Here is a 25,544-nt window from a genome sequence, read left to right as displayed (position 1 = left end):
TTCGCGCTACCTCCCCGTGCCGGGGAGGATCTGACTGTCGCAAACCCGCTTCCGTCGCGCGCCGGTGCGCCGTAACAGGGGGCATGTGGCAGCTTCACCAGTTCACCCTGTGTCCCTTCTCGCGCAAGGTTCGCCTGCTGCTTAACGAGAAGGACGTCGGCTACGAGTTGGTCGCGGAGAAGCCGTGGGAGCGACGCGACGAGTTCGTCGACATGAATCCGGCGGGGCAGACCCCGGTGATGGTCGACGCGACGCGCGGGACGCTGCTGATCGATTCAATGGCGATCTGCGAGTATTTCGAGGAGACGGTCGAGAAGGCGGCGATGATTAACGGCAGCGCCGCCAATCGCGCCGAGATCCGCCGGCTGGTCGCGTGGTTCGACAATCAGTTCCACCGCGACGTGACGGGGCCGCTGCTTCACGAGCGGATGGTCAAACGCGTGGTGCACCGCTCCTCGCCCGATGCGAAGGTGCTGCGCGAGGCGATGCGCTCCGCGATCGGGCATCTCGACTATCTCGACTGGCTGCTCGACCATCGCCACTGGATGGCGGGCGCGACGATCAGCCTGGCCGATCTGGCCGCCGCCGCGCAGATCTCGATCGCGGACTATCTGGGCGGGATCGACTGGAAGGGGCACGAGGCGACCGCGCGCTGGTATCGCGGGTTCAAGAGCCGGCGCAGCTTCCGCCCGATGCTGGAGACCGAGCGGATGAGCGGGATCGAGCCGCCGTCGCATTATGCGAATCCCGACTTCTGAGATGCACATGACGCATGACGATGCCGCGCCGATCGCGGAGACGATCGGGTTCGACGATTTCCTGAAGGTCGACATCCGCGTCGGCACGATCGTCGCGGTCGATCCGTTTCCCGAGGCGCGCAAGCCGGCGTGGAAGCTGACGATCGATTTCGGCGACGTGATCGGGCGCAAGCGATCGTCGGCGCAGATCACCGAGCATTACGACGCGGCGACGCTGGTCGGGCGGCAGGTCGCGGCGGTCGTGAACTTCCCGCCGCGGCAGATCGGGCCGATGATGTCGGAGGTGCTGACGCTGGGGTTCCCCGATGCGGACGGGCGGGTGGTGCTGGTGTCGCCGACGCTGGCGGTGCCGGACGGGGGGCGGTTGTTCTGAGCAGGCGATGATCCACCCCCGTTCTTGCTGAGCCTGTCGAAGCACCGGTCTTCTCGATTGAGCGGTTGGCAGAAGAAGGGCAGCACTTCGACACGCTCAGTGCGAGCGGATGGGGAAGCGCGTGCCCTCTCTCAAGTCAGCGATGCGCGGCTCTCTGTAGCCGGTCCATGATCGCCTCGCCGATGCCGGTCGCGGGGATCGGCGCGATCGCGATCCTTGCGCGGGGCGACGCGTCGGCGCGGTGGAGCGCGGCGAAGAGGGTGGCGGCGGCTTCGGTGAGGTCGCCGGTGGCGGAAAGGGTGTCGTCGCCGGGAACGGGGCCGAAGCCGATCAGCCATTCGTCGCCGGCGGCGTCGGTGGCGTTCAGGCGGAGGGGTTTGGCGGGCGCATAATGGGTCGCTTGCTGGCCGGGGGCGGTGATCTTCGAGCTGGTCGGGACTGGCCCCCGGCCCCTTCGGATGCCTGCCAGAGGCAGACGCTCAGGACAGGCTTCACCGGGGAATAGCGCTTCGTACGGGATCGGGCCGGGGCGCAGGATCGTCCGGCCTTGCACGATCGTCGACTCGAGGCCCGCCTCGCAAGCGCCGTCGTCCAATATGAGCGGGACGCGGTCGCCTAGGCTGGCAGCGACGTGCTCGGCGCGGGTCGGGCTTATGGCGTTGCTGGCGTTGGCGGACGGGGCGGCGAGGGGGCGCTGCGTCGCTTCGAGCAGCGCGCGCATCGCCCGATGCGCGGGGACGCGGATCGCGATCGTGTCGAGCCCGGCGGTGACGAGCGACGCGATGCCGCTGTCGGCGCGGAGCGGCAGGACGAGCGTGAGCGGGCCGGGCCAGAAGCGGGCGGCGAGCGCGCGTGCATCGGCGTCGAACGTCGCGAGGCATTCGGCGGCGGCGACATCGAGGATGTGGACGATCAGCGGGTTGAACGACGGGCGGCCCTTCGCGGCGTAGATCCGCGCGACCGCGTGCGAATCGGTGGCGTCGGCGGCGAGGCCGTAGACCGTCTCGGTCGGCACCGCGACGATGCCGCCCGCGCGGATCAGCGCGGCGGCCTCGGCGATCGCGGCGGTGCCGTAGCGTCGGATGGCTGGGTGTTGAGCGGTCATCGCGAGCGGCTATAGCGGCGTGAACGAGGAGAGAGAAATGGCCTTCACCGCCCCCACGCCGGAGCAGCGTTTCGTGCTGGAGCATGTCGTGCGTATCGGCGAGCTCGCCGCGACCGAGCGGTTCGCGGCGGCGAGCGACGACGTGGTCGACGCGGTGCTGGAGGGGGTCGGCGACTTCGCGGGCGGGGAATGGGCGCCGCTGGCGCGCGCGGGCGACACGGTGGGCGCGACATGGACCGCCGAGGGCGTGGTGATGCCCGACGGATACCGCCAGGCGTATCGCGACTATGTCGATGGCGGCTGGGGGACGATCGGGGTCGAGGAGGCGTGGGGCGGGCAGGGGCTGCCTTTCGCGATCCAGACCGCGGTGCTGGAGGCGCTGGGCGCGGCGAACATGGGGTTCGCGCTGTGCCCGACGCTGACGGTGGGCGCGATCGAGGCGCTGGCGCATCATGGCAGCCCCGAGCAGCAGGCGCTGTACCTGCCGCATCTGGCGACGGGGGCGTGGACGGGGACGATGAACCTGACCGAGCCGCAGGCGGGGAGCGACGTCGGCGCGCTGCGGAGCATGGCGACGCCGCTGGGGGACGGGCGGTTCTCGATCAAGGGCACGAAGATCTACATCTCGTTCGGCGATCACGACATGGCGGAGAACATCGTCCACCTCGTACTCGCGCGGACGCCGGGCGCGCCCGAGGGGACGCGCGGGATTTCGCTGTTCCTGGTGCCGAAGTACCGGCTGGACGCGGACGGAAAGCCGGGCGACTTCAACGACGTGCGGGTGGTGTCGATCGAGCACAAGATGGGGCTGCACGCCTCGCCGACCTGCGTGCTGAGCTTCGGCGACCATGACGACTGCATCGGCGAACTGATCGGGCGCGAACATGGCGGGATGCGCGCGATGTTCACGATGATGAACAATGCGCGGCTGAACGTGGGGCTTCAGGGCGTGCAGGTCGCGGAAGGCGCGACGCAGGCGGCGATCCGCTATGCGAAGGAGCGGGTGCAGTCGGCGCGCGCGGGATCGGCGGACAAGACGCCGGTCGCGATCATCGAGCATCCCGACGTGCGGCGGATGCTGATGCGGATGACCGCGCAGACGCAGGCGGCGCGTGCGCTGGTCTATTACGCCGCAGGGCAGGTCGATCGTGCGGGGCTGGGGGACGACTCTGCGAAGGACCGGCTGGAGCTGGTGACGCCGCTGGCGAAGGCGCACGGGACCGACCTGGGCAATGAGGTCGCGTCGCTGGGCATCCAAGTGCATGGCGGGATGGGCTATATCGAGGAGACGGGGGCGGCGCAGTTCTTCCGCGATGCGCGGATCACGCCGATCTACGAGGGGACCAACGGCATCCAGGCGGCGGATCTGGTCGGGCGCAAGCTGGGGCTGGCGAATGGCGGGGCGTTCGCTGCGCTCGTCGCGGACATGCGCGGCGAGGCGGAGCATCAGCGGCTGATCGCGCTGATCGACGCGTGCGAGGGCGTCGGGCGGCGGCTGGCGACCGCGGATGCGGACGACCGGCTGGCGGCGAGCTATCCGTTCCTGACGATGCTGTCGGTGGCGGCGTGCGGCTGGCTGATGGAGCGCGAGGGGCGCGCGGCGGGGGACGATCCGTTCGGCACGGCGAAGCGCGCGGCGGTGCGATTCTATCTGGAGCAGGTGGTGCCCGAGGCGCTGGGGCTGGAGGCGGCGGCGTCCGCGGATGCGAGCGTGTTGTATGCGGTGTCGGCGGAGGCGTTCGGGGGGTAATATATCCCGTACCCCGGCGCAGGCCGGGGTCCAGGCTCGGCCCGCAGGGCCGATCGGGCTGCCGCGCGAGTTTTTCTGATTGGGGCTGGGCCCCGGCCTTCGCCGGGGTACGGCTTCGCCCCCTAGTGGTTTCGCCCGGATTTGAGCGGCACGGACATTGGGGGTATGGGCGCTTCATGTTCGATCTCGACGCCTATCTCGCGCGCATCGGCCTGGCCGAGCGACCCGCCGCCGATTCCGACGGGCTGATCCTGCTCCAGCGGGCACACCGGCTCGCGATCCCGTTCGAGTGCCTCGACATCGCGCTGGGCCGCGGGATCGCGATCGATAGTGCGTCGGTGTTCGCCAAGCTGGTGACCGCGCGGCGCGGGGGCTATTGCTTCGAGCATGACCGCCTGTTCCGCGATGCGCTGGCGGCGCTGGGGTTCGAGGCGCGCGCGCTGCTCGCGCGGGTGTGGCTGGGCGAGCCCGCCGAGGTGCCGCCGCTGACGCACACTTTCAGCCTCGTCACGATCGAGGGGCAGGCGTGGATCGCGGATACCGGGTTCGGCGGCAGCTATGCGCCCGCGATGCCGCTGATCGACGGGGTGGAGGCGTCGGCGCCCGACGATGCGCGGTTCCGGCTGGAGACGCATCCGTCGCTCGGCTGGATGCTGTCGCGCGACGGCGATCCGGCGAGCACCGACGGGCGGACGACGACTGCGGGGCTGCACCCGCAGTACAGCTTCTCGCTGGAGCCGGTGCACGATGCCGACCTGGCCCTGGCGAGCCACTGGACGGCGACCGCGCCCGCCAGCCGGTTCGTGCGGCACCGGATCGTCAGCATCGTGCTGCCGCACGGGCTCGCGTCGCTGACGGGCACGCAGTATCGGCGGCGCGCGGGGGCGGACGTGAGCGCGGGCGAGATCACCGATCCGCGAGTGTACCGGATGCGGCTGAGCCTGATGTTCGGGATCGACCTGTCGGCGGAGGAGGTCGCGGCGCTGGGGTTGTTCTGAGGGGGTGAGGATTGGCGCGATCCGGATGGGGAGTGGGTCAACGGACCGTGAAGGCGCGCCTCAGTTCGCGTCGTCGCCCGATGGGCAGGTGGTCGCGTCCGCACCGTCCGGTGTTCCGCCGTACCAGCGGGCGTCGGCGTCGTCGGGTTTGTAGCACAGCGCGGCGGCCTTGCCGTCCGGAGTGATGCTGAGCGCCCAGTTGTGCGGGCCGCAATTGTGCGCCTCGCAGCCCCAGGACAGGAGACGACCGTCCTGCGACACGATCGGGGTGGATGGCCCATCGCCGGCGAGGACGGTGCGCGCGACATCGGCGTCGGGGGCGAGCGCCTCGACCTGCCGGCGGACTGCGGGGGCATCGAGGAAGCGCTGGCCGTCGACGCGGTCGAACGGATAGTGGCCGGCATAGCGGGCGAGTGACGCGGGCGGGGGCGTGGCGGACGGGGTCGGCGATGGCCTGGGCGTCGCGGCGGTGTCGGGCGCGGAGGGTGTCGGGCCGCAGGCGGCGAGCGCGAGGCAGGTGGCGGCGAGAGTGAAGGAGCGGATCATCATCGGGTCCAACGAATCAGGCGGCGCGAAAGGTTCAGGCGCGTTCCATCAGGTCGGCGATGTCGAGCCCCAGCAGGTCGATATGCGCGCGGATTCGGGGCCAATGGACGGTGACGAAGCTGTCGCGCTCGGCGAGGCGCAGCTTCTCCGCCGCGCCGGGAAGAACGAACATGCCGACGCCGCGGCGGACCTCGACATAGCCGTCGTCCTGGAAGCTCTGATACGCTTTCGCGACGGTGAGCGGGTTCGCGCCGTGCTCGGCGGCGAGCGCGCGGACCGAGGGGAGCTGGTCGCCCGCGCGGAAATCGCCGCGCAGGATGCCCGCGGCGATCGTGCCGCGGAGGCGGATGTAGACGGGACTGTCCTCGCTGCTGAGCGCTGTCATGCCGTTATACTACAGCAACTGTGTCCCGCGTCGAGTCCCTATGCGCGCCAGTGGCTGACGACGCGTGCCATGTCCGGGCGGGGGCGTTCGTCGAGCGGGCGCGATGGGGTGCCGAGGAAGACGAAGCCCGCGATCCGTTCCGGCTCGGCGCCGAACGCGTCGCGCACCGCATCGCTGAACGCGGGCCAACCGGTGAGCCAGCCGCCGGCATAGCCGCAGGCGTGCGCGGCGTGGAGCAGGTTCATGCACGCCGCACCCGCGGACAGCTCCTGTTCCCAGAGCGGGATGTGGCTGTCGGGCTTCGGACTGGCGAGGACGACGACGAGCGTCGGGGCCTGATGCGCGAACTGTTCGAGCGATTCGATCTCCAGCCGCTTCGCCTCGGGGCGCTCGGCGCGGTACGCGTCGGTGATGACGCGTGCGAGATCGGCGCGGGCGTGCGCGTCGACGATGACGAAGCGCCACGGGGCGAGCTTGCCGTGATCGGGAGTGCGCGCGGCGATCGCGAGGATCGCGTCGAGCTCGGCGGCGGTCGGGCCGGGCGCGACGAGGTCGCGCGGCTTGCCCGAGCGGCGGGTGGCGAGGAGCGCGAGCGGGGTGGAGCGGTCGTTGAACATGCGGGACAGGTAGGGCGGATCCCGGACTATTGCGATCCTCCCCTCGATAGGGTGGTGGCGCGAAGCGATGGAGGGTGTCGCGCCATCGAGAGGGCGACACCCCTCCACCACCCTGCGGGTGGTCCCCCTCCCCTTGCAGGGGAGGATCTCGGGTGTGGCGGGCATTTACACGCGCGGCGTTGGCGTTAGTCTCCGCCGCAACGAAGTCCGGGCGCACGACCCGGCATGGTCTTCAGGGAGCGTATCTTTTGCCCATCATTCCGACGATCGCGTTCGCGTTCCTGGCGCTGCTGCTGGGGGGCGGGGCGTATGCCGCGACGACGAAGAGCCCGGAGGTCTTCGGGCATCCCAAGGGGCTCTACATCCTGTTCTTCACCGAGATGTGGGAGCGGTTCTCCTATTACGGCATGCGCGCGCTGCTGATCTTCTACCTGACGAAGCACTGGATGTTCAGCGACGGCAAGGCCAACCTGATCTATGGCGCGTACACCTCGCTGGTCTATGTCACCCCGGTGCTGGGCGGGTATCTGGCGGACCGCTATCTGGGGCAGCGCAAGGCGGTGACGTTCGGCGCGGCGCTGCTGACGCTGGGCCACCTGCTGATGGCGTTCGAGGGCGACGGCGGGCAGGCGGACGCGACGATCAACATATTCTGGCTGGCGCTGGCGTTCATCATCGTCGGCGTCGGCTTCCTGAAGGCCAACGTCTCGGTGATCGTGGGCGAGCTGTACCCGATGACCGACGTGCGTCGCGACGGCGCGTACACGATCTTCTACATCGGCATCAACGTGGGCGCGGCGATCGGGACGGTGCTGGCGGGCTGGCTGGGCGAGACCTATGGCTGGTCGTACGGGTTCGGCGCGGCGGGCGTGGGCATGCTGCTGGGGCTGGTGGTGTTCGTGCTCGGCAAGCCGCTGCTGCTGGGCAAGGGCGAGGCGCCGCGGGTGCTGGCGAAGTCCAAGGAATGGTCGGTCTATGGCATCGGGGTCGCCTCGATCGCGGTGATCTGGGCGCTGGTGCAGTATCAGGACGTGATCCAGACGCTGCTGATCGTGTCCGGCATCGGGTTGCTCGGATACGTGCTGTTCGAAAGTTTCAAGCTGGAGCCGCATGCACGCGACCGGATGTTCGCGGTGCTGTTCCTGATCGCGTTGAACCCGGTATTCTGGGGGCTGTTCGAGCAGGCGGGCGGGAGCCTCAACCTCTACACGGACCGGTTCGTCGATCGCGGCGGGGTGCCCGCGTCGCTGTTCCAGTCGATCAACCCGATCTACATCGTGCTGCTGGGGCCGATTTTCGCCGCCTTGTGGGTGTTCCTGGGCAAGCGTGGAGTCGAGCCCTCCGCGCCGGCAAAGTTCGGGCTGGCGCTGGCGCAGGTCGGGCTGGCGTTCCTCGTCTTCGTTTGGGGCGCGCGTTCGGTGGGGCCGGAGATCGCGACGCCGGTGTTCTTCGTGTTCCTGACCTATTTCTTCCAGACGACGGGCGAGCTGTGCCTGTCGCCCGTCGGGCTGTCGGCGATGAACCGGCTGGCGCCCAAGCACCTGGCGAGCCTCATCATGGGCGCGTGGTTCTACATGACCGCGGTCGGCAATTTCGTGGCGGGGAAGATCGGCGAAGCGACCGGCGGCGGCGAGGGCGGCGCGATGACCAAGGAGGGCACGCTGGCGATCTACGCGACGATCGGCTGGTGGACGATCGGAGTCGCGGTGGCGGTGCTGGCACTGTCACCGATCGTGAAGAAGTGGATGCACCTCGATACGCTGCGCGACGCGGACCATGCGATGGCCGGCGAGGCGGAACTGGGCGAGCCGGCGGCGGCGGGCCTGGATACGCGCGGAGAGACGCGGCGCTAGGCTCCGTATCGAGCAGGCTTGCACCGCCATTCCTTCGTGCTGAGCGAAATCGAAGCATGGCCCTTCGATTTCGCTCAGGGCGAACGGGTGGAACTGGTCAGACCCGAATGAAACAGAGTGCGGGCGAGGGGTGAGCCTCGCCGCAAAAGGGAGAATCCCCGGCCGGTTACAACCGGACCATCGCCATCATGCGTTCGCCGTAGCGGGGACCCGCGGTGGCGCCGCGGGGGGCGGCTTCGTCGAGCTTCGTCAGATCGTCGGGTGACAGCGTCAGGTCGGCGGCCTTCATGCTGTCTTCTAGCGTGACGCGGCGCTTCGAACCGGGGATCGGCACGATATCCGACCCCTGCGCGAGCAGCCAGGCGAGCGCGACCTGCGCGGGGCTGGCGTGGTGCGCGTCGGCGATCGCCTTGACCACCGCCACGATCTCGAGGTTCTTCGCGAAATTCTCTTCCGAGTAGCGCGGGTCGTTGAGACGGTAGTCGCCGTCGGGGAGGTCGGCGCGCGACGCGATCTGGCCGGTAAGGAAGCCGCGGCCGAGCGGGCTGTAGGGGACGAAGCCGATGCCGAGTTCGCGGCAGGCGGGAAGGATCTCCGCCTCGATATCGCGTTCCCAGAGCGAATATTCGGACTGGAGCGCGGCGATCGGATGGACCGCGGCGGCGCGGCGGAGCGTGTCGACGCCCGCCTCCGATAGACCCAGATGGCGGACCTTGCCCTCGCGGACCAGCTCGGCCATCGCACCGACGGTGTCCTCGATCGGAACCGCGGGATCGACGCGGTGCTGGTAGAACAGGTCGATCGTGTCGATGCCGAGCCGCTTGAGCGAACCCTCGCACGCCTTGCGGACATTTTCCGGCGAGCTGTCGGTGCCGCGGATGCCACCCTCGCCGATACGGAAACCGAACTTGGTCGCGATCACGAGGCCGTCGCGGCGCGCGCGGATCGCGCGGCCGACGAGTTCCTCGTTGACGTGCGGGCCGTAGACTTCCGCAGTGTCGAAAAAGGTGACGCCGAGTTCGATCGCATGGTGGAGCGTCGCGATGCTCTCGTCCTCGGTCGCGGCGCCGTACATGTTGGGGCCGACACCCGCCATCGGCATGCAGCCGAGGCCTAGGGCGGACACGGACAGGCCATCGCCTAGCGTGCGGTATTTCATCGTAGGGGCGCTCCTTCGCGAGGGGAAGCCGAATATATGGGGAGATCGGATGCGCGGGGGGAGGGGCGATTTGTCTTCTACCCGTTCGGGTTGAGCCTGTCGAAGCCCTGTCCTCCTGCGGCGTCCAAGAAGGAGAAAGGCAGCACCCTTCGACTGCCTGCCAAGGCAGGCGCTCAGGACAGGCTTCGACAAGCTCAGTGCGAACGGGCTTGGTATACCGGCGGCGTTCTCTCAGCTCGCATCCTCGTCCGCGATGCCGGCGCGGCGGGCCAGCGTGGCGGTGGTGGCGATGTCCATCATGACGTTGCCGAGCGTGCGGACGATGTCGGGGATCGTCTCGACCGCCACCAGCAGGCCGAGCGGTGCGATCGGGGCGCCGATGGCGGACGCGATCGGCGCGATCGCGCTGACGTAGCTGATCGTGCCGGGCAGGCTGACCGAACCGAGCGAGGTGAGCGTGGCGACGATCACCCCGATCGCGAGCGTCGCGGGGCCGAGATGGATGCCGAACCACTCGGCGACGTAGATCGCGACCGCGAGGTTCATCGCCGGCCCCGTCCAGCGGAAGATCGCGACCGCGAGTGGGAGCGTGACGCCCGAAGTCGCGACGGGCACGCCGAGCGCGCGCGTGCCCTCGAGCATCGCCGGGAGCGAGGCGAGCGACGACTGGGTGCTGACCGCGACCGCCTGCGCGGGGAGCGCGGCGCGGGCATAGCGCGCGAGCCCGGTGCGCCCGGCGAACACCGCGACCGGATAGGCGAACAGCGACACGACGATGCCGACCGACGCGACCGTCAGGATGTAGTGGATCAGCGCGCCGAACGCGCCCGTCCCCGCCTTCGCCCCGACGACGAGCGCGAGCGCGAAGACGCCGATCGGCGCGATCCACAGGATCCAGCCGATGACGACCAGCATCGTGTCGCGGATCGCGGTGAAGAAGGCGACGAGTAGGCGGCGGCCCTCGCCGTCGATCCGCGCGATCGCGAACGCGAAGATGAGCGTGAAGATGATGATCGACAGGAACGCGTTGTCCGCGGCGGCCTTGATGATGTTCGTCGGGACGATCGCGGCGAAGAACTGGCCGAGCGGCGGCGCGGCGGGGATCGCTTCCGCGCCCGCGAGCGCGGCACGGAGCGCGGCGGCGGATTCGGCCGGGAGCGGCGCGATCGCGAGGAACAGCGGGGTCAGCAGCGCCGCCGCGGTCGCCGAGAGCGCCAGCATCGTGGTGTAGAGCGCGATCGCCTTGCCCGCGAGCCGGCCCGCCTTCGCGGCCTCCGCGGTGGCGGCGACCCCGGTGACGAGCAGCGAGACGACGAGCGGGACGATCGTCATCTGGAGCGAGTTGAGCCACGCGGTGCCGATCGGCTGCGCGACGAGCGCGACCGGATCGACCGCGGCGGGTGCGAACGCGGCGAGCGCGATCCCGCCGGTGAGACCGATCACGAGCGAAAGGAGGATGCGGGAGGCTTGCGACATGCGGTTGGGCTTGGCTCTTGGCTGGAGGCGGGACTATCAGGCGGGACATAGCGGAACGGAGCGCGGCCACGATGGCAAGGAAATATTTCGGCACCGACGGGATTCGCGGGCGGACGAACGCGGGCGCGATGACCGCGGCGATGGCGATGAAGGTGGGCATGGCGGCGGGCGCGTATTTCCAGCGCGGCGACCACCGGCACCGCGTGGTGATCGGCAAGGACACGCGGCTGTCGGGCTATATGCTCGAGAACGCGATGGTCGCGGGGTTCACCGCGGTGGGGATGGACGTGGTGCTGCTGGGGCCGATGCCGACGCCCGCGGTCGCGATGCTGACGCAATCGATGCGCGCGGACATCGGCGTGATGATTTCCGCCAGCCACAATCCGTTCGCGGACAACGGGATCAAGCTGTTCGGCCCCGACGGCTACAAGCTGAGCGACGAGGCGGAGGAAGCGATCGAGGCGCTGATCGACGGCGACGTGCCGCTGGCGCCCGCCGAGCAGATCGGGCGCGCGCGGCGCGTGGAGGATGCGCGCGGGCGGTACATCCACTTCGCCAAGTCGACCTTTCCCGAGGATCTGCGGCTCGACGGCATGAAGGTGGTGGTCGATTGCGCGAACGGGGCGGCGTATCAGGTCGCGCCCTCCGCCCTGTGGGAACTGGGCGCGGAGGTGGTCGCGATCGGGGTGGAGCCCAACGGCAAGAACATCAACGACCGCGTCGGATCGACCGCGCCGCAGACGCTGAGCGAGACGGTGGTGGCGAGCGGGGCGGCGATCGGGATCGCGCTGGACGGCGATGCGGACCGGCTGATCGTGGTCGACGAGACGGGGACGGTGGTCGATGGCGACCAGCTGATGGCGACGATCGCGACCGGGTTCGCGCGGCGCGGGAAGCTCGTCGGCGGCGGGCTGGTGGCGACCGTGATGTCGAACCTGGGGCTCGAGCGGCATCTGGCGGCGCAGGGGCTGGGGCTGGTGCGGACCAAGGTGGGCGACCGCCACGTGCTGGAGGCGATGCGCGCGCGGGGGTATAATGTCGGCGGCGAGCAGTCCGGGCACATCATCCTGTCGGACTATGCGACGACGGGGGACGGGCTGGTCGCGGGGTTGCAGATCCTGGCCGAGCTGAAGCGCGCGGGCGCGCCGGCGAGCGAGGTGCTCCACCGGTTCGAGCCGCTGCCGCAGCTCCTGAAGAACGTGCGGTTCGCGGGCGGCAAGCCCCTGGAGACGGCGGCGGTGAAGGCGGTGATCGCGGAGGCCGAGGCGGAGCTGAAGGGGATCGGGCGGCTCGTGATCCGTCCATCGGGGACCGAACCCGTCATCCGCGTGATGGCGGAAGGGGACGACGCCGCGCAGGTGACGCGCGTGGTCGACCGGATCTGCGACGCAGTACAGACGGCGGCCGCGTAGATGCTGGAGATGCGGCCCGATTGCGAGCGCTGCGGCGCGGACCTGCCCGCGAATGCGGGGGGTGCGTTCATCTGCTCGTTCGAATGCACCTTCTGCGCGGAGTGCGCGGACGATCTCGACGAGCGATGCCCGAATTGCGGGGGCGAACTGCTCGACCGGCCGACGCGGGTGGGGGCGGCGCTAAAGAAATCCCCGGCATCCGGCGAGCGGCGGTTCGCAGGGTGATTCCGGGGATGACGGCGCGGATATTGATCGTCGCGGGCTCCGATTCCGGGGGCGGGGCGGGGATCCAGGCGGATATCAAGACCGTCACGATGCTGGGCGGCCACGCGATGACCGCAGTGACCGCGATCACCGCGCAGAACACGCTGGGGGTGCATGCGGTGCATGCGGTGCCGGCGGATGTCGTGGTGGCGCAGATGCGCGCGTGCATCGACGATATCGGCGTGGATGCGGTCAAGATCGGGATGATCGGGTCCGCGGAGACGGCGCATGCGGTGGCGGACGTGCTGGAAGGTCTGACCGAACCGTACCCCGGCGAAGGCCGGGGTCCAGTGGCGTTGGACGACGAGGCGCACGCAACGCCGGCCTCACCGATACTGGGCCCCGGCCTTCGCCGGGGTACGGGGCAGGGTATTCCGATCGTGTTCGATCCCGTCATGGTCGCGACCTCGGGCTCGATCCTTGCCGATGCGGAGACGATCGCGGCGTTCGGGCGGCTGATGGCGCTGGCGAGCGTGGTGACGCCCAACCTCCCGGAGCTCGCGGCGCTGGGGGGCAAGACGGTGGTACGGGCGAGCGGCGCGGCGGTGCTGGTGAAGGGCGGGCACGGCGCGGGCGACGTGATCGAGGACCGGCTGGTCGCGGCGGACGGCGCGGTGACCCGGTGGCGCGACGCGCGGATCGAGACGCGACATACCCATGGCACCGGCTGCACGCTGGCGAGCGCGATCGCGGAGGGGCTGGGGCGCGGGATGGCCCTGGCCGATGCGGTGGCGCGGGCGCGGGTGTTCGTGCGGATGGCGTTGCGGGAGGCGCCCGGACTGGGCGGCAGACACGGGCCGATGGGGCATCAGGCGGTGCGGCTGGATTGCGACCTGGGTGGGCCGGTCGGCAATCAGGTGACGGTTGCGACGGACGACTATGGCGCGTCGCGGGACTTCTATGCGCTGCTGGGGTTGCAGCAGATCGTCGACGCGGCACCGCGGTACGCGCGGTTCGAAAGCCTCGGGGGGACGACGCTGTCGATCGAGGCGCGGGGCGAGATGCCGGCGGGACCGGTCGTCTATTTCGAGTGCGGGGACCTCGACGGCGTCGTCGCGCGGTTGCGCGCGGGCGGTGTCGCGGTGAGCGATACGCGCGACGAGCGCTGGGGGTGGCGCGAGGCGCGGTGCGTCGATCCGGCCGGGAATGCGGTGTGCCTGTACCGTGCGGGCGAGGCGCGGCGCTATCCGGACTGGCGGATCGCGTGATGCGGCCGTCGATGCGCCACGAAAAGCTGTGCGTCGGCCCCGTCGCGGGGGTCGACGAGGCGGGGCGCGGGCCGCTGGCGGGGCCGGTGGTGGCGGCGGCGGTGATCCTGCCGGCACGGGGCGTGCCGCGCGGGATCGACGATTCGAAGAAACTGTCCGCGGCGGAGCGCGAGCGGCTGTGCGCGCGGCTGAAGGACTGCGCGATCGTCGGCGTCGGGATCGTCGAGCCGGAGGAGATCGATGCGCTCAACATCTACTGGGCGACGATGAAGGCGATGACGTTGGCGGTGGACCAGCTGTCCGGCGCGCTCGGGTGCGCGCCGGGGCATGTGCTGGTGGACGGGAACCGGCTGCCGCGCTGGGGCTATGCGGGGACGCCGATCGTCGGCGGGGACGCGAAATCGCTGTCGATCGCGGCGGCCTCGATCGTCGCCAAGCACACCCGCGACGGTATCATGATCGCGGCGGCGGACGCATATCCGGCGTATAACTGGCATTCGAACAAGGGCTATGGCTGCGCGCACCACCTGCGTGCGCTGCGCGAGCATGGGCCGACGCCGCTCCATCGGCGCAGCTTTTCGCCGGTCGCGGAGGCGTATCGGCGGCTGGCCGGGGCGGTTGCGACGAACTGAGTCGTCGCCGCCACACCCCTAGCGGTTGAGTCCGCGCGCGCGGCGGGACTCAAGATGTGGATGCGGCGACTCGTTTCGGCGACATTAACCGGATCTCCACGAAACTGGTTAACCATTGTTTTCTTGACGGAGTCGCCGTCATCCGCATTTTCGCGTCCTGGATACCCGGGGGACTGCATGGCCGTTATCGACATTCTCGCGCCGAAGCGCGCGACGCGGGCGCCCGCCCCGGCTCCGGTGGTGGACCCCTCGACCCTGCCGCTCGACACGATCCTGCGTGGCGACTGCATCGCGGCGATGCGCGCGTTGCCCGCCAAGTCCGTCGACATGATCTTCGCGGACCCGCCGTACAACCTCCAGCTCGGCGGCGACCTGAACCGGCCCGACGGCAGCCATGTCGACGCGGTGACCGACGACTGGGACAAGTTCGACAGCCTGGCCATCTACGACGCGTTCACGCGCGCGTGGCTGGCGGAGGCGAGGCGCGTGCTGAAGGACGACGGCACGATCTGGGTGATCGGCAGCTATCACAACATCTTCAAGGTGGGCTCCGCGATCCAGGACCTGGGGTTCTGGATCCTGAACGACATCGTGTGGCGGAAAGCCAACCCGATGCCCAATTTCAAGGGCACGCGCTTCACCAATGCGCACGAGACGCTGATCTGGGCATCGACCGCGGAGAAGGCGAAATACACCTTCAACTATCGCAGCATGAAGACGCTGAACGACGAGATCCAGATGCGCAGCGACTGGGAATTCCCGATCTGCGGCGGGCAGGAGCGGCTGAAGAAGGACGGGCACAAGGTACACCCCACGCAAAAGCCCGAGGCGCTGCTGTACCGCGTGCTGCTGGCGTGCACGAAACCCGGCGACGTGGTGCTCGATCCGTTCTTCGGGACGGGGACGACGGGCGCGGTGGCCAAGCGGCTGGGACGGCGCTGGATCGGCATCGAGCGCGAGGGCGTGTATATCGCGGCGGCGGAAGAGCGGATCGCGGCCGCACTGCCGCTCGACGAATCCGCGCTGGCGACGATGCAGTCGCCGCGGGCGCAGCCCAAGGTGGCGTTCGGGGTGCTGGTCGAGAACGGTTACCTGACGCCGGGCGCGGTGCTGAGCGATGCGAAGCGGCGGTGGCGCGCGACGGTGCGCGCGGACGGATCGCTGCTGAGCGAGTGCGGGCAGACGGGATCGATCCACAAGCTGGGCGCGGCGTTGCAGGCGGCGCCCGCGTGCAACGGGTGGACCTTCTGGCACCATGACGCGGCGGACGGGCTGCGGCCGATCGATACGCTGCGGCAGACGTATCTGCTGGCGACGCAGCCTTGACCAAAGGTGCCGTTCGTTTCGAGCCCTTCGACTGCCTGCCACGGCAGGCGCTCAGGACAGGCCGAGGTCGAGAAACGTGAACCGGTCTTAGCGTTTCTCGACTTCGCTCGAAACGAACGGATGAGCTTTTGACCGGTCTTCACCTGAAACCCACGCAATTCGTCGACACCCCCGTCACGCACGCCGACGGCGCGGTCGCTCGGCTGGCGGGGGGGATGCAGTGGTTCGCGGCCTATGAGGTGCGCGAGGGCGGCGCGCGGCGGACGGTGCCGGTGGCTGAGGTCGCTTCGCTGGGTGCGCAGGCGATGGCGGTGCATGCGCGTGTGACCGCTCCGCGGACGCCGCTGGTGCTGGGCGCGCGGACGCTGCGGTTCGATCAGGCGGCGGTCGCGGGGATCCTGAACGTGACGCCGGACAGCTTTTCCGATGGCGGCGCGCACCATGACGATGCCGCAGCCGCCGCATCCGCGGGCGTCGCGCTGGCGGCGGAGGGGGCGGCGATCGTCGATGTCGGGGGGGAATCGACGCGGCCGGGTGCGGCGCTGGTTTGGGAGGGCGACGAGATCGAGCGCGTCGTGCCGGTCGTCGAACGGCTGGTGGCGTCGGGCGCGATCGTCTCGATCGATACGCGCAAGGCGGCCGTGATGGAGGCGGCGCTGACGGCAGGGGCGCAGATCGTCAACGACGTCTCCGCGCTGCTGTGGGACGATCGCGCGCTGGCGGTGGTGGCGGCGGCGGGGTGCCCGGTGATCCTGATGCACTCGCCCGACCCGAAGGCGGGGCCGCATGCGGGCGGCGGGCAGTATGGCGACGTGGCGGGCGCGGTGTTCGACTGGCTGGCGGCGCGGATCGACGCGGTGGTGGCGGGCGGAGTGGAACGGTCGCGGATCCTGGTCGATCCGGGCATCGGGTTCGGCAAGACGCTGGGTGACAATCTTGCGATCCTGAACGCGCTGCCGCTGTTCCATGGGCTCGGCTGCCCGATCATGCTGGGGGCGAGCCGCAAGCGGATGATCGGTGCGCTGTCGAACGAGGCACCCGCGGACGCGCGGCTGGCGGGATCGATCGCGCTGGCATTGAAGGGCGTCGAGGCGGGCGTGCAGCTGCTGCGGGTGCACGACGTGGCGGAGACGGTGCAGGCGGTGCGGGTGTGGCGCGGCCTGCGGGATGCGGCACTGGTGGCGCGGTAGGATCGGCATATGGAACATGCCGGCGTCAGGTCGGCCGGCTCCCTTCTCCGTTCGTTTCTCGACCTCGGCCTGTCCTGAGCGCCTGCCGTGGCAGGCGGTCGAAGGGCTCGAAACGAACGGATCCAAAGCCGGACCTCTCGAACCCGGACGGTCGCGTTGCACCCGATCATTGCTGGACAGGCCGTCGTCCCGGCAGTGTGAAGGCGTCGAAAGACCTGTCTTGTGGCGATCGCCACGCATCCATTCCGGCTCGGTAACGTTGGGCCGGGCGTGACACCGATGGGAGCCCTTACGTGATTGTCGACGCCGTTCCGCGCCTGAGCACGATCGTCCGCGAGGTGTGGAAGCCGCTTCTCGTGCTGTTCGTATGGGACTGCATCGTCACGCTCGTCTACTTCATCCTGCCGTTCAAGGCGCCGTCGCTGCCGCTGACGCTGTTCGGCTCCGCGCTGGCGCTGTTCCTGGGGTTTCGGGACAATTCCGCCTATCAGCGCTGGTGGGAGGGGCGGATCCTGTGGGGATCGATGATCAACGCCTCGCGCAGCCTGGCGCGCGCCACGCGCAACTATCTCCAGCAGCCCGAGGCGCTCGACATGAAGCGGTCGATCGTGCTGCGGCAGGTGGCCTATGTGAACGCGCTGCGCTGCCAGCTGCGGCGCCAGCCCGCGGACGGCGAGGTGCTGCGCTTCCTGTCGAAGGGCGAGGCGGACTTCGCGCTGGCGCGGACCAACATCGCCAACGGGATCGTCGACGGCACGGGGCGACGGATCGACCTGGCGCGGCAGAACGGGTGGATCGACACGATCCAGCAGGCGTCGTTCGAGCGCGTGCTGGTCGATATCGCGAATGCGCAGGGCGGGATGGAGCGGCTGAAGAACACGCCGTTGCCCAACCAGTACCGGTTCTTCCCGACGCTGTTCACGCATCTGTTCTGCATCCTGCTGCCGATCGGGCTGGTCGAATCGCTGGGGTTCGCGACGCCGCTGGGATCGACGGTGGCGGGGCTGATGTTCCTGGCGGTGCTCCAGATCGGCGACGACCTGGTCGATCCGTTCGCGAACACGGTGCACGACGTGTCGCTGTCCGCGATGTGCCGGACGATCGAGATCGACCTGTTGCAGGCGATCGGCGACGAGGCGCCCGCTCCGTTGCAGCCGGTGAAGGGGGTGTTGTGGTGAGGGCTGATTATCGGCGGTTCATCGTCGGTTTCCGTTCGTTTCGAGCGAAGTCGAGAAACGTATGACCGGCGCGGCGTTTCTCGACTTCGCTCGAAACGAATGGATCGGCGGGCGATCCTAAAGCGTGTAGCCGCCGTCGGTGACGAGGGTGGCGCCGGTGACGAGTGCGGCGGCGTCGGACAGCAGGAACGCGGTCTGCGCGGCGATCTCCTCGGGCTTGGCGTAGCGCGCGAGCGGGGTCGCCATGGCGGCGAGTTCGGCGAAGGCGGCGTCTCGGCCGACCTGCGCGGCACGATCGGCGAACATCGGGACCGCGTCCCACACCGGGGTTTCGACGCCTGCGGGGGCGATCGCGTTGACGCGGATGCGGCGCGGGGCGGCCTCCTTCGCGGCGACCTTCGTCAGGTGGATCAACGCGGCCTTCGACGCGCCATAGGCGGCGACGCCGGCTTCGGGCTTGATCCCGGCGGCGGAGGCGACGGTGACGATGCTGCCGCCGTCGGTCATCGCGCGGAGTGCGGCGCGCAGCGTGAGGAATGCGCCGTCGAGGTTGACCGAGAGGATGCGGCGCCACTCGTCGAGCGCGAGGTCCGCGATCGTACCCGCGCCCGCGACGCCAGCGTTGAGGACCGCGTGGTCGAGCCCGGCGAGGCGGGGGGCGGCCTCGTCCCAGAACGCCTCGTCGCGGATGTCGCCGGGGAGCAGGTCGAGCGTGCACGGCAGGTCGATGCGCGCGAGCGCGGCGGCGTCGATGTCGACGAGGATCAGGCGGTGGGCCCCGTGCGCGGCGAGGTGCCGCGCCGTGGCGAGGCCGATGCCGGAGGCGGCGCCGGTGACGAGCGCGGTTCGGTTGTGAAAGGGGAGCATGGGGCGTTTCTACGCGGTTGCTTCGCTGGGAGTCGAGACAAGTCGCTCCCCTCCCGCTTGCGGGAGGGGAGAAGGTTAGGCCGCGGCGTTGTCGATGCCGAGTTCGCCGAGCTTGCGGTAGAGCGTCGAGCGGCCGATGCCGAGGCGACGGGCGACTTCGGTCATGCGGCCGCGGTAGTGGCCGATCGCGAGGCGGATGACGTCGGCCTCGATCTCTTCCAGCGCGCGCAAATTGCCGTCGGGGCGGAAGAGGGTGACGCCGCCGGACATCGCCATCTGCGCCTCGACCGGCAGCGTCTCGCGGCGGTTGCCGAGGCTGGCGATCTGCGGGAAATCGGCGCGGGTGAGCGCGGCGCCCTCGCACAGCACCGCGGCGCGGAAGAGCGCGTTCTGGAGCTGGCGGACGTTGCCGGGCCAGTCGTATCCCTCGAGCAGCGCCAGCGCGTCGTCGGTGATGCCGAGCGGGCGCAGGCCGGGCTGGCGGGCGATGCGCGCGAGGAGGTGACGCGCGAGCGCGGGGATGTCGCCGGTGCGTTCGCGCAAGGGCGGGATCGTGACCTGGACGACGTTGAGCCGGTAATAGAGATCCTCGCGGAAGCGGCCCGCCTCGACCTCGTCGAGGAGGCGCTTGTTGGTGGCGGCGATGACGCGGACGTCGACCTCGCGCGGGTGGCGCGCGCCGATCGGCTGGACCTCGCCCGACTGGAGGACGCGAAGCAGCTTGACCTGCGCCTCCAGCGGCATCTCGCCGATCTCGTCGAGGAACAGCGTGCCGCCGTCGGCGGCGACGAACTTGCCGATCTTGCGTTCGAACGCGCCGGTGAACGCACCCTTCTCGTGCCCGAACAGCTCGCTTTCGACGAGGTTCGCGGGGATCGCGCCGCAATTGATCGCGATCATCGGCTTCTTGCCGCGCGGGGAGGCGGCGTGGACGGCCTCGGCGACGACTTCCTTGCCGACGCCGCTCTCGCCCTCCAGCAGGACGGGAACGCGCGCGCGTGCGGCCTTGGCGGCGATCGCGAGCGCGGCGCGGAAATCGGGCGTGGAACCGACGATCTCGTCGAAGGCGAGGAGCGCGGGGATCTTCTCGGTCAGCGGACGCAGCTCGCCCGCGGTGGTGCCCGCGACCGCGGCCTCGAGCGCGGCGAGCAGGCGTTCGGGTGCGATCGGCTTGACGAGGAAGTCGGTGGCGCCGCTGCGCATCGCGGCGACCGCATGCGCGACCGAGCCGTTGGCGGTGAGCATCAGCAACGGCAGCGCGGGGCGGCGTTCGCGCAGTTCGTGGATCAGCGCGGACGCATCCGATTCGTGGCGCCAGTGATCGAGGATGATCGCATCGAGCTGCATCCCGTCCTGCGTGCCGAGCGTGGCGATCGCCATTTCCGCATCGGTGGCGAAGATCGCGCGCCAGCCGCCACGCGCGGCGAGCGCGGCGACGAGGCGGCGCTGCGCGGGCTCGTCGTCGATCAGCATCAGCAGGCGCTGGCCGTTTCGCGTCATGGTGTATCCCGTTCCATCCAGCGGCGAGCGATAGCGCCGCGAGGTAAAGTTCGGCTTAAGCGCGATGAAACCCGTCCGGCATCGGTTAAGGCTTGAGGACAGGAGATGTGCGCGATAGGACCCCTGACCGTAACGATATGTCGTACAGGAGGGTTTATGGCGGGACAGTCCAGCGCAGGCGCGGAGCCCAGGGCGAACATGAAGGCGCATGTCTCGACCTACGACAGCGTGATCTCGCTGATGAAGTGGGGCGCTGTCGGCTGTGCGCTGATCGCCGCGCTCGTCGTCTGGCTGATCGCCTGACGCGATGAAGATCGCCGTCCTGAAGGAAACCGCCGGCGGCGAGCAGCGCGTCGCCGCGACGCCCGAGACCGTCAAGAAGTTCGTGGGGCTCGGTGCGACGGTGGCGGTCGAGGCCGGCGCGGGCGCGACCGCATCGATCGCGGACCAGGCCTATGCCGAGGCGGGCGCGACGGTGGGCGACCGTGTCGCCACGCTGGCGGGGGCGGAGATCGTGCTGGCGGTGCAGGGGCCGGAGGCGTCGGCGCTGGCAGGCGTGGCGCCAGGCGCGTGGCTGGTCGCGGGACTCAATCCGTTCGGTGAGCGCGCCAAGATCGACGGCTATGCCGCGGCGGGCGTCGAGGCGCTGGCGATGGAGTTCATGCCGCGGATCACCCGCGCGCAGTCGATGGACATCCTGTCGTCGCAGTCGAATCTCAGCGGCTACAAGGCGGTGCTCGACGCGGCGGCGGAATATGGCCGCGCGTTCCCGATGATGATGACCGCGGCGGGGACCGTCAGCGCGGCGAAGTGCTTCGTGATGGGCGTCGGCGTCGCCGGGCTGCAGGCGATCGCGACCGCGCGGCGGCTGGGCGCGCAGGTGTCCGCGACCGACGTGCGCTCCGCCACGAAGGAGCAGATCCAGTCGCTGGGCGCGAAGCCGATCTTCGTCGAGAACGTGAAGGGGATCGAGGGCGAAGGCGCGGGCGGCTATGCCGGCGAGATGTCGCCCGAATATCAGGCGGCGCAGGCGGAGCTGGTGTCGGCGCATATCGCCAAGCAGGACATCGTCATCACCACCGCGCTGATCCCCGGACGCCCAGCGCCGCGGCTCGTCAGCGACGCACAGATCGCGACGATGCGCGCCGGCAGCGTGATCGTCGACCTGGCGGTGGAGCAGGGCGGCAATGTCGAGGGCGCAGTCGCGGGCGAGGTGGTGGTGCGCCACGGCGTGAAGATCGTGGGGCATCGCAACGTGCCGTCACGGCTGGCGGCGGATACGAGCGCCCTGTTCTCGCGCAACCTGCTCAACTTCCTGTCGGCGTTCTGGGACAAGGAATCCGGGCGACCGGTGCTGGACGAAGAGATCGGCGATGCGGTGCGGCTGACGAAGGGCGGGCAGATCGTCAACGCGCGGCTGCTGTCGTGAGCACACGGGCGGCCACGGTCGCCGATCCTCCCCGTGCGGAGCATGGGGAGGGGGACCGGCCGCAGGCCGGTGGAGGGGTCTCGACCGTTCGGCAGGCGCGCCGCCTGCGTCGGAGCATGAGCCTGCCGGAAGTCCTGCTGTGGCAGCGACTCCGCGGGCGGCAGGGTGGCGCGCGGTTCCGGCGACAGCATCCAATCGGTGGCTATATACTCGATTTCTACTGCCCGTCTGCCCGGCTGGCTATCGAGATCGACGGGGCCGCGCACGATCATGGTGATCGCCCCGGTCGTGACACCCGGCGCGATGGCGTGCTTGCCTCGCTGGGCCTGACAGTCCTGCGTATCACCGCCGGCGACGTCCTGCGCGATCCCGATGTCGTTGCCGACGCGCTCGCGCGTGCGGCGTTGCCCCTCCACCCCCCGGCTGCGCCGGGCGGTCCCCCTCCCCATGCTCGGCATGGGGAGGATCCATGCGGAGCCGAATAATGGACTTCATCGCGATCCTTTCGATCTTCGTCATGGCCTGTTTCGTGGGCTATTATGTCGTGTGGTCGGTGACGCCCGCGCTGCATACGCCGCTGATGGCGGTGACCAATGCGATCTCCAGCGTCATCATCGTCGGCGCGCTGATCGCCGCGGCGGCGGCGGGCGTCGGGGCGAGCGGATCGTCGTCGAAATGGCTGGGGCTGCTGGCGGTGGTGCTGGCGAGCGTCAATATCTTCGGCGGCTTCGCGGTGACGCACCGGATGCTGGCGATGTACAAGAAGAAGGAGCGGCCCGCGGCCGCATCCAAGTAACGGTTTGATTTCGTCATCCCGGCGCAGGCCGGGATCCATCGCGCCGCGCGAGCGCCGGTGGAAAGATGGACCCCGGTCTTCGCCGGGGTGACGACGGGGGTCTGGAATATGGAACATCAAGTCAATCCCTGGGCCGCGCTGGCCTATCTGGTGTCCGGCGTGTGCTTCATCCTCGCGCTGCGCGGGCTGTCGAGCCCGGCGACGAGCCAGCGCGGCAACCGGATGGGGATCATCGGGATGGCGATCGCGGTGGTGACGACGCTCGTCACGCACGTGCCGACGATCGAGGTGCTGGTGACGGGATCGACCCCGGCCTATGATTACTGGGCGATCCTGCAGCGTGTCGACGCGGTCGCGGTGATCGAGATCCTGGCGGCGATCGCGCTGGGCGGCGTCATCGGGCTCGTCACCGCAAGGCGGATCGCGATGACCGACATGCCGCAGCTGGTGGCGGCGTTTCACTCGCTGGTCGGGCTGGCGGCGGTGCTGGTCGCGTGCGCGGCGTATCTCAACCCGGTCGCGTTCGGGATCGTCGACCCGCTGGGGCAGATCCTGACGGTCAGCCGCGTCGAGATGGGGCTGGGCGTCGCGATCGGCGCGATCACCTTCTCGGGCTCGGTGATCGCGTTCCTGAAGCTGAACGGCAACATGGGCGGCAAGCCGATCATGCTGCCGGGCCGGCATGTCATCAACCTGGGCGTGCTGGCGGGGATCCTGGGGCTGATCGCGTATTTCACGGTCGACCAGGGGCCGGGCGTGTTCTGGACGATCACGCTGCTGAGCTTTGCGATCGGATTCCTGCTCATCATCCCGATCGGCGGCGCGGACATGCCCGTCGTGGTCAGCATGCTGAACAGCTATTCGGGCTGGGCGGCGGCGGCGATGGGGTTCACGCTCCACAACAGCGCCATGATTATCACCGGCGCGCTGGTGGGATCGTCGGGCGCGATCCTGAGCTATATCATGTGCCGCGCGATGAACCGCAGCTTCGTCAGCGTGATCGCGGGCGGGTTCGGCGCGGAGGCGGCGGTCGCCGGCGGCGAGGCGAAGGAACAGCGGCCGTGGAAGCGCGGCTCGGCGGAGGATGCGGCCTTCCTGATGCAGCAGGCCGAACAAGTCATCATCGTGCCGGGCTACGGCATGGCGGTGGCGCAGGCGCAGCACGTGCTGCGCGAGATGGGCGACAAGCTCAAGGAACACGGCGTCCGCGTAAAATACGCGATCCACCCGGTCGCGGGGCGGATGCCCGGGCACATGAACGTGCTGCTCGCCGAGGCGAACGTGCCGTATGACGAGGTGTTCGAGCTGGAGGACATCAACTCCGAATTCGCGCAGACCGACGTGGCGTTCGTGATCGGCGCGAACGACGTCACCAATCCGGCGGCGAAGACCGACAAGACGTCGCCGATCTACGGCATGCCGATCCTGGACGTGGAGAAGGCCAAGACGGTGTTGTTCATCAAGCGGAGCATGGGGGGCGTGGGCTATGCCGGCGTCGACAACGACGTGTTCTACATGGACAATACGATGATGCTGCTGGCGGACGCCAAGAAGATGGTCGAGGAAATCGTCAAGTCGCTGGATTGACCCGCGCCGGAGGTTCCGGCGGAGTATCTCCGAAACGGACGGAACGGGTGCGTGACGCCGCCAGATCGATCGGTTCCGGCGGGAAATCGTCGCGACCATTTCGGCGGGATGCGTAGACTTGGCGGCATCCAACCGGGAGACTGCATCTTGACGACGCCGCACGAGACCATGCCGTGGCAGACGCCGGCCGCCGACGGCTTCGCCGCGCTCGTCGTCGCAAGTGACGATGTAGAGGCGGCGGATGCGTTGCAGGCGGTGGCGCTGACCGGCGGGCGGACGCTCGCGCGGATCGGGTGGAGCGCGGCGGCGGAGGCGATCGCGGCGTCCGGGCCGCGCCCGGTGGTGTGGCTGGAGGCGATCGGGGTGTCCGATGCGGACCTAGTTGCCGCGCTGCCGAAGATCGTCGCGGGCGCGGAGGCGGAATCGCTGGGGGTGGTGGTCGCGCTGGAGGAGGCACAGATCGACCTGATCGGTGCCGCGACATTGGGCGAGCGGACGCACCTGCTGTGCCGGCCGTCGATGGCTGAGCGTGTGGCCGCGCTGGCGATGATGGCGGAGGATGCGGGGCGGGTGACGCTCCACGACCAGCTGGCGGAGGGCGAGGCGGCGCGGCTGGCGCGGCTGAACGCCGAGGTCGCGCGGATCGCAGGCGTGCTGGCGCGGCTGACGCGGCGCGACGGGTTCGAGATCGACCCGATGGGCGCGCGGATCGCGGACCGGCGGCAGACGTTCGACGTGGGGCCGGTGAGCGATCACGAGGCGATCGACCCGCAGGAGATTCGCCGGACGATCCGCGCGCGGCGGATGCGCGACCAGCAGTTCGGCGCAGGGCTGTTCGAGGATCCGGCATGGGACATGATGTTGGACCTGTTCGCGGCGCATCTGGAGCATGCGCAGGTCTCCGTTTCCAGCCTGTGCATCGCCGCCGCGGTCGCGCCGACGACCGCGCTGCGCTGGATCGGGAAGCTGACCGATGCGGGGCTGTTCGAGCGGCGGCCCGATCCGTTCGACAAGCGTCGCGCCTTCATGGTGCTGTCGCGGCGGGCGGTGGAGGGCATGCACGCGCATTGCGCGGCGTTGCGGCGGGCCGGGCTGGCGCTTGCGTGATCCGCGGCCTGACGACGCGCGACCGGCG

Annotated in this window: 26 protein-coding genes; 18 read left to right on the top strand and 8 right to left on the bottom strand. The window is 69.6% G+C overall.

The features are described 5' to 3' along the window. The first annotated feature begins 83 nt into the window (after positions 1 to 83). Together ACV7NO_RS16790 and ACV7NO_RS16785 are read left to right on the top strand one after the other, a co-directional pair. Positions 84 to 758 (top strand): glutathione S-transferase family protein, encoded by a 675-nt coding sequence (locus ACV7NO_RS16790; RefSeq protein ID WP_463407098.1) that lies wholly within the window; start codon positions 84 to 86, stop codon positions 756 to 758. A gap of 1 nt (position 759) precedes the next feature. Further along, a complete protein-coding gene (locus tag ACV7NO_RS16785; RefSeq protein WP_463407097.1) occupies positions 760 to 1,131 on the top strand; it encodes a tRNA-binding protein in 372 nt (123 codons plus the stop codon). Positions 1,132 to 1,267: 136 nt separating this feature from the next. On the opposite strand, the gene ACV7NO_RS16780 is transcribed toward ACV7NO_RS16785, so the two are convergent. Next, positions 1,268 to 2,236 carry an L-threonylcarbamoyladenylate synthase gene (locus ACV7NO_RS16780; RefSeq protein ID WP_463407096.1) on the bottom strand — a complete coding sequence of 323 codons (969 nt, stop codon included), beginning with the start codon at positions 2,234 to 2,236 and terminating at the stop codon, positions 1,268 to 1,270. A gap of 37 nt (positions 2,237 to 2,273) precedes the next feature. Between ACV7NO_RS16780 and ACV7NO_RS16775 the strand changes: the two genes are divergently transcribed. Next, complete coding sequence (locus ACV7NO_RS16775) at positions 2,274 to 3,986, top strand: acyl-CoA dehydrogenase (protein WP_463407095.1); 1,713 nt, start codon at positions 2,274 to 2,276, stop codon at positions 3,984 to 3,986. A gap of 176 nt (positions 3,987 to 4,162) precedes the next feature. Further along, the gene (locus ACV7NO_RS16770) at positions 4,163 to 4,984 is read left to right on the top strand and encodes an arylamine N-acetyltransferase family protein (protein WP_463407094.1); all 822 of its coding nucleotides are present in this window, start codon (positions 4,163 to 4,165) and stop codon (positions 4,982 to 4,984) included. A 60-nt stretch (positions 4,985 to 5,044) separates the two neighbouring features. Here the strand turns inward: ACV7NO_RS16770 and ACV7NO_RS16765 are convergent, their stop codons facing one another. Genes ACV7NO_RS16765 through ACV7NO_RS16755 form a run of 3 tightly spaced genes read right to left on the bottom strand, consistent with a single transcriptional unit; the run spans position 5,045 to position 6,532 of the window. Then, positions 5,045 to 5,530: a hypothetical protein gene (locus ACV7NO_RS16765; protein ID WP_463407093.1), complete on the bottom strand. Its 486-nt coding sequence runs from the start codon at positions 5,528 to 5,530 to the stop codon at positions 5,045 to 5,047. A gap of 34 nt (positions 5,531 to 5,564) precedes the next feature. Continuing rightward, on the bottom strand, positions 5,565 to 5,915 hold the full coding sequence (locus ACV7NO_RS16760; protein ID WP_463407092.1) for a GntR family transcriptional regulator: 351 nt from the start codon (positions 5,913 to 5,915) through the stop codon (positions 5,565 to 5,567). Between the two features lie 38 nt (positions 5,916 to 5,953). Next, positions 5,954 to 6,532 (bottom strand): nitroreductase family protein, encoded by a 579-nt coding sequence (locus ACV7NO_RS16755; RefSeq protein WP_463407091.1) that lies wholly within the window; start codon positions 6,530 to 6,532, stop codon positions 5,954 to 5,956. Positions 6,533 to 6,780: 248 nt separating this feature from the next. On the opposite strand from ACV7NO_RS16755, the gene ACV7NO_RS16750 reads away from it, so the two are divergent. Next, positions 6,781 to 8,385 carry a peptide MFS transporter gene (locus ACV7NO_RS16750; RefSeq protein ID WP_463407090.1) on the top strand — a complete coding sequence of 535 codons (1,605 nt, stop codon included), beginning with the start codon at positions 6,781 to 6,783 and terminating at the stop codon, positions 8,383 to 8,385. A 166-nt stretch (positions 8,386 to 8,551) separates the two neighbouring features. Here the strand turns inward: ACV7NO_RS16750 and ACV7NO_RS16745 are convergent, their stop codons facing one another. Both ACV7NO_RS16745 and ACV7NO_RS16740 read right to left on the bottom strand, forming a co-directional pair. Beyond that, a complete protein-coding gene (locus tag ACV7NO_RS16745; RefSeq protein WP_463407089.1) occupies positions 8,552 to 9,544 on the bottom strand; it encodes an aldo/keto reductase in 993 nt (330 codons plus the stop codon). Between the two features lie 231 nt (positions 9,545 to 9,775). Beyond that, positions 9,776 to 11,020, bottom strand: a complete 1,245-nt coding sequence (locus ACV7NO_RS16740) for a dicarboxylate/amino acid:cation symporter (RefSeq protein ID WP_463407088.1) — start codon at positions 11,018 to 11,020, stop codon at positions 9,776 to 9,778. Between the two features lie 71 nt (positions 11,021 to 11,091). Between ACV7NO_RS16740 and glmM the strand changes: the two genes are divergently transcribed. The 7 genes from glmM (at position 11,092) to ACV7NO_RS16705 (ending at position 18,230) form a co-directional block, all read left to right on the top strand. Then, positions 11,092 to 12,432 carry a phosphoglucosamine mutase gene (glmM, locus tag ACV7NO_RS16735; RefSeq protein ID WP_463407087.1) on the top strand — a complete coding sequence of 447 codons (1,341 nt, stop codon included), beginning with the start codon at positions 11,092 to 11,094 and terminating at the stop codon, positions 12,430 to 12,432. After that, positions 12,433 to 12,657, top strand: coding sequence for a DUF1272 domain-containing protein (locus ACV7NO_RS16730; RefSeq protein ID WP_463407086.1), 225 nt, complete (start codon positions 12,433 to 12,435; stop codon positions 12,655 to 12,657). 8 nt (positions 12,658 to 12,665) lie between these two features. Next, positions 12,666 to 13,904, top strand: coding sequence for a bifunctional hydroxymethylpyrimidine kinase/phosphomethylpyrimidine kinase (locus tag ACV7NO_RS16725; protein ID WP_463407085.1), 1,239 nt, complete (start codon positions 12,666 to 12,668; stop codon positions 13,902 to 13,904). Further along, positions 13,904 to 14,536 (top strand): ribonuclease HII, encoded by a 633-nt coding sequence (locus ACV7NO_RS16720; protein ID WP_463407084.1) that lies wholly within the window; start codon positions 13,904 to 13,906, stop codon positions 14,534 to 14,536. The genes ACV7NO_RS16725 and ACV7NO_RS16720 overlap by 1 nt, the downstream gene beginning before the upstream one ends. A 177-nt stretch (positions 14,537 to 14,713) precedes the next feature. Further along, positions 14,714 to 15,862: a DNA methyltransferase gene (locus tag ACV7NO_RS16715; RefSeq protein WP_463407083.1), complete on the top strand. Its 1,149-nt coding sequence runs from the start codon at positions 14,714 to 14,716 to the stop codon at positions 15,860 to 15,862. 128 nt (positions 15,863 to 15,990) lie between these two features. Beyond that, positions 15,991 to 17,052 (top strand): dihydropteroate synthase, encoded by a 1,062-nt coding sequence (folP, locus tag ACV7NO_RS16710; RefSeq protein ID WP_463407082.1) that lies wholly within the window; start codon positions 15,991 to 15,993, stop codon positions 17,050 to 17,052. A gap of 293 nt (positions 17,053 to 17,345) precedes the next feature. After that, the gene (locus ACV7NO_RS16705; RefSeq protein WP_463407081.1) at positions 17,346 to 18,230 is read left to right on the top strand and encodes a bestrophin family protein; all 885 of its coding nucleotides are present in this window, start codon (positions 17,346 to 17,348) and stop codon (positions 18,228 to 18,230) included. 117 nt (positions 18,231 to 18,347) lie between these two features. Here ACV7NO_RS16705 and ACV7NO_RS16700 read toward each other — a convergent pair whose 3' ends face one another. Further along, positions 18,348 to 19,097: an SDR family NAD(P)-dependent oxidoreductase gene (locus ACV7NO_RS16700; RefSeq protein ID WP_463407080.1), complete on the bottom strand. Its 750-nt coding sequence runs from the start codon at positions 19,095 to 19,097 to the stop codon at positions 18,348 to 18,350. 75 nt (positions 19,098 to 19,172) lie between these two features. Continuing rightward, a complete protein-coding gene (locus tag ACV7NO_RS16695) occupies positions 19,173 to 20,597 on the bottom strand; it encodes a sigma-54-dependent transcriptional regulator (protein WP_463407079.1) in 1,425 nt (474 codons plus the stop codon). Positions 20,598 to 20,753: 156 nt separating this feature from the next. Here ACV7NO_RS16695 and ACV7NO_RS16690 point away from each other — a divergent pair, with 156 nt between their 5' ends. The 6 genes from ACV7NO_RS16690 (at position 20,754) to ACV7NO_RS16665 (ending at position 25,516) form a co-directional block, all read left to right on the top strand. Then, positions 20,754 to 20,900 carry an aa3-type cytochrome c oxidase subunit IV gene (locus tag ACV7NO_RS16690; RefSeq protein WP_463407078.1) on the top strand — a complete coding sequence of 49 codons (147 nt, stop codon included), beginning with the start codon at positions 20,754 to 20,756 and terminating at the stop codon, positions 20,898 to 20,900. 4 nt (positions 20,901 to 20,904) lie between these two features. Then, on the top strand, positions 20,905 to 22,026 hold the full coding sequence (locus ACV7NO_RS16685) for an NAD(P) transhydrogenase subunit alpha (RefSeq protein WP_463407077.1): 1,122 nt from the start codon (positions 20,905 to 20,907) through the stop codon (positions 22,024 to 22,026). Beyond that, a complete protein-coding gene (locus tag ACV7NO_RS16680) occupies positions 22,023 to 22,511 on the top strand; it encodes an endonuclease domain-containing protein (RefSeq protein WP_463407076.1) in 489 nt (162 codons plus the stop codon). The genes ACV7NO_RS16685 and ACV7NO_RS16680 overlap by 4 nt, the downstream gene beginning before the upstream one ends. Beyond that, on the top strand, positions 22,511 to 22,822 hold the full coding sequence (locus tag ACV7NO_RS16675; protein ID WP_463407075.1) for an NAD(P) transhydrogenase subunit alpha part 2: 312 nt from the start codon (positions 22,511 to 22,513) through the stop codon (positions 22,820 to 22,822). Before ACV7NO_RS16680 ends, ACV7NO_RS16675 begins: the two co-directional genes overlap by 1 nt. 108 nt (positions 22,823 to 22,930) lie before the next feature. After that, a complete protein-coding gene (locus ACV7NO_RS16670) occupies positions 22,931 to 24,409 on the top strand; it encodes an NAD(P)(+) transhydrogenase (Re/Si-specific) subunit beta (RefSeq protein WP_463407074.1) in 1,479 nt (492 codons plus the stop codon). A 147-nt stretch (positions 24,410 to 24,556) separates the two neighbouring features. Next, a complete protein-coding gene (locus ACV7NO_RS16665) occupies positions 24,557 to 25,516 on the top strand; it encodes a hypothetical protein (RefSeq protein ID WP_463407073.1) in 960 nt (319 codons plus the stop codon). The last annotated feature ends 28 nt before the right edge of the window (positions 25,517 to 25,544 follow it).

The organism is Sphingomonas sp. Ell38C01 (assembly GCF_055231975.1).
Note: the sequence above shows the minus strand (reverse complement) of the source record. Positions and strands in the feature narration are given on the sequence as shown.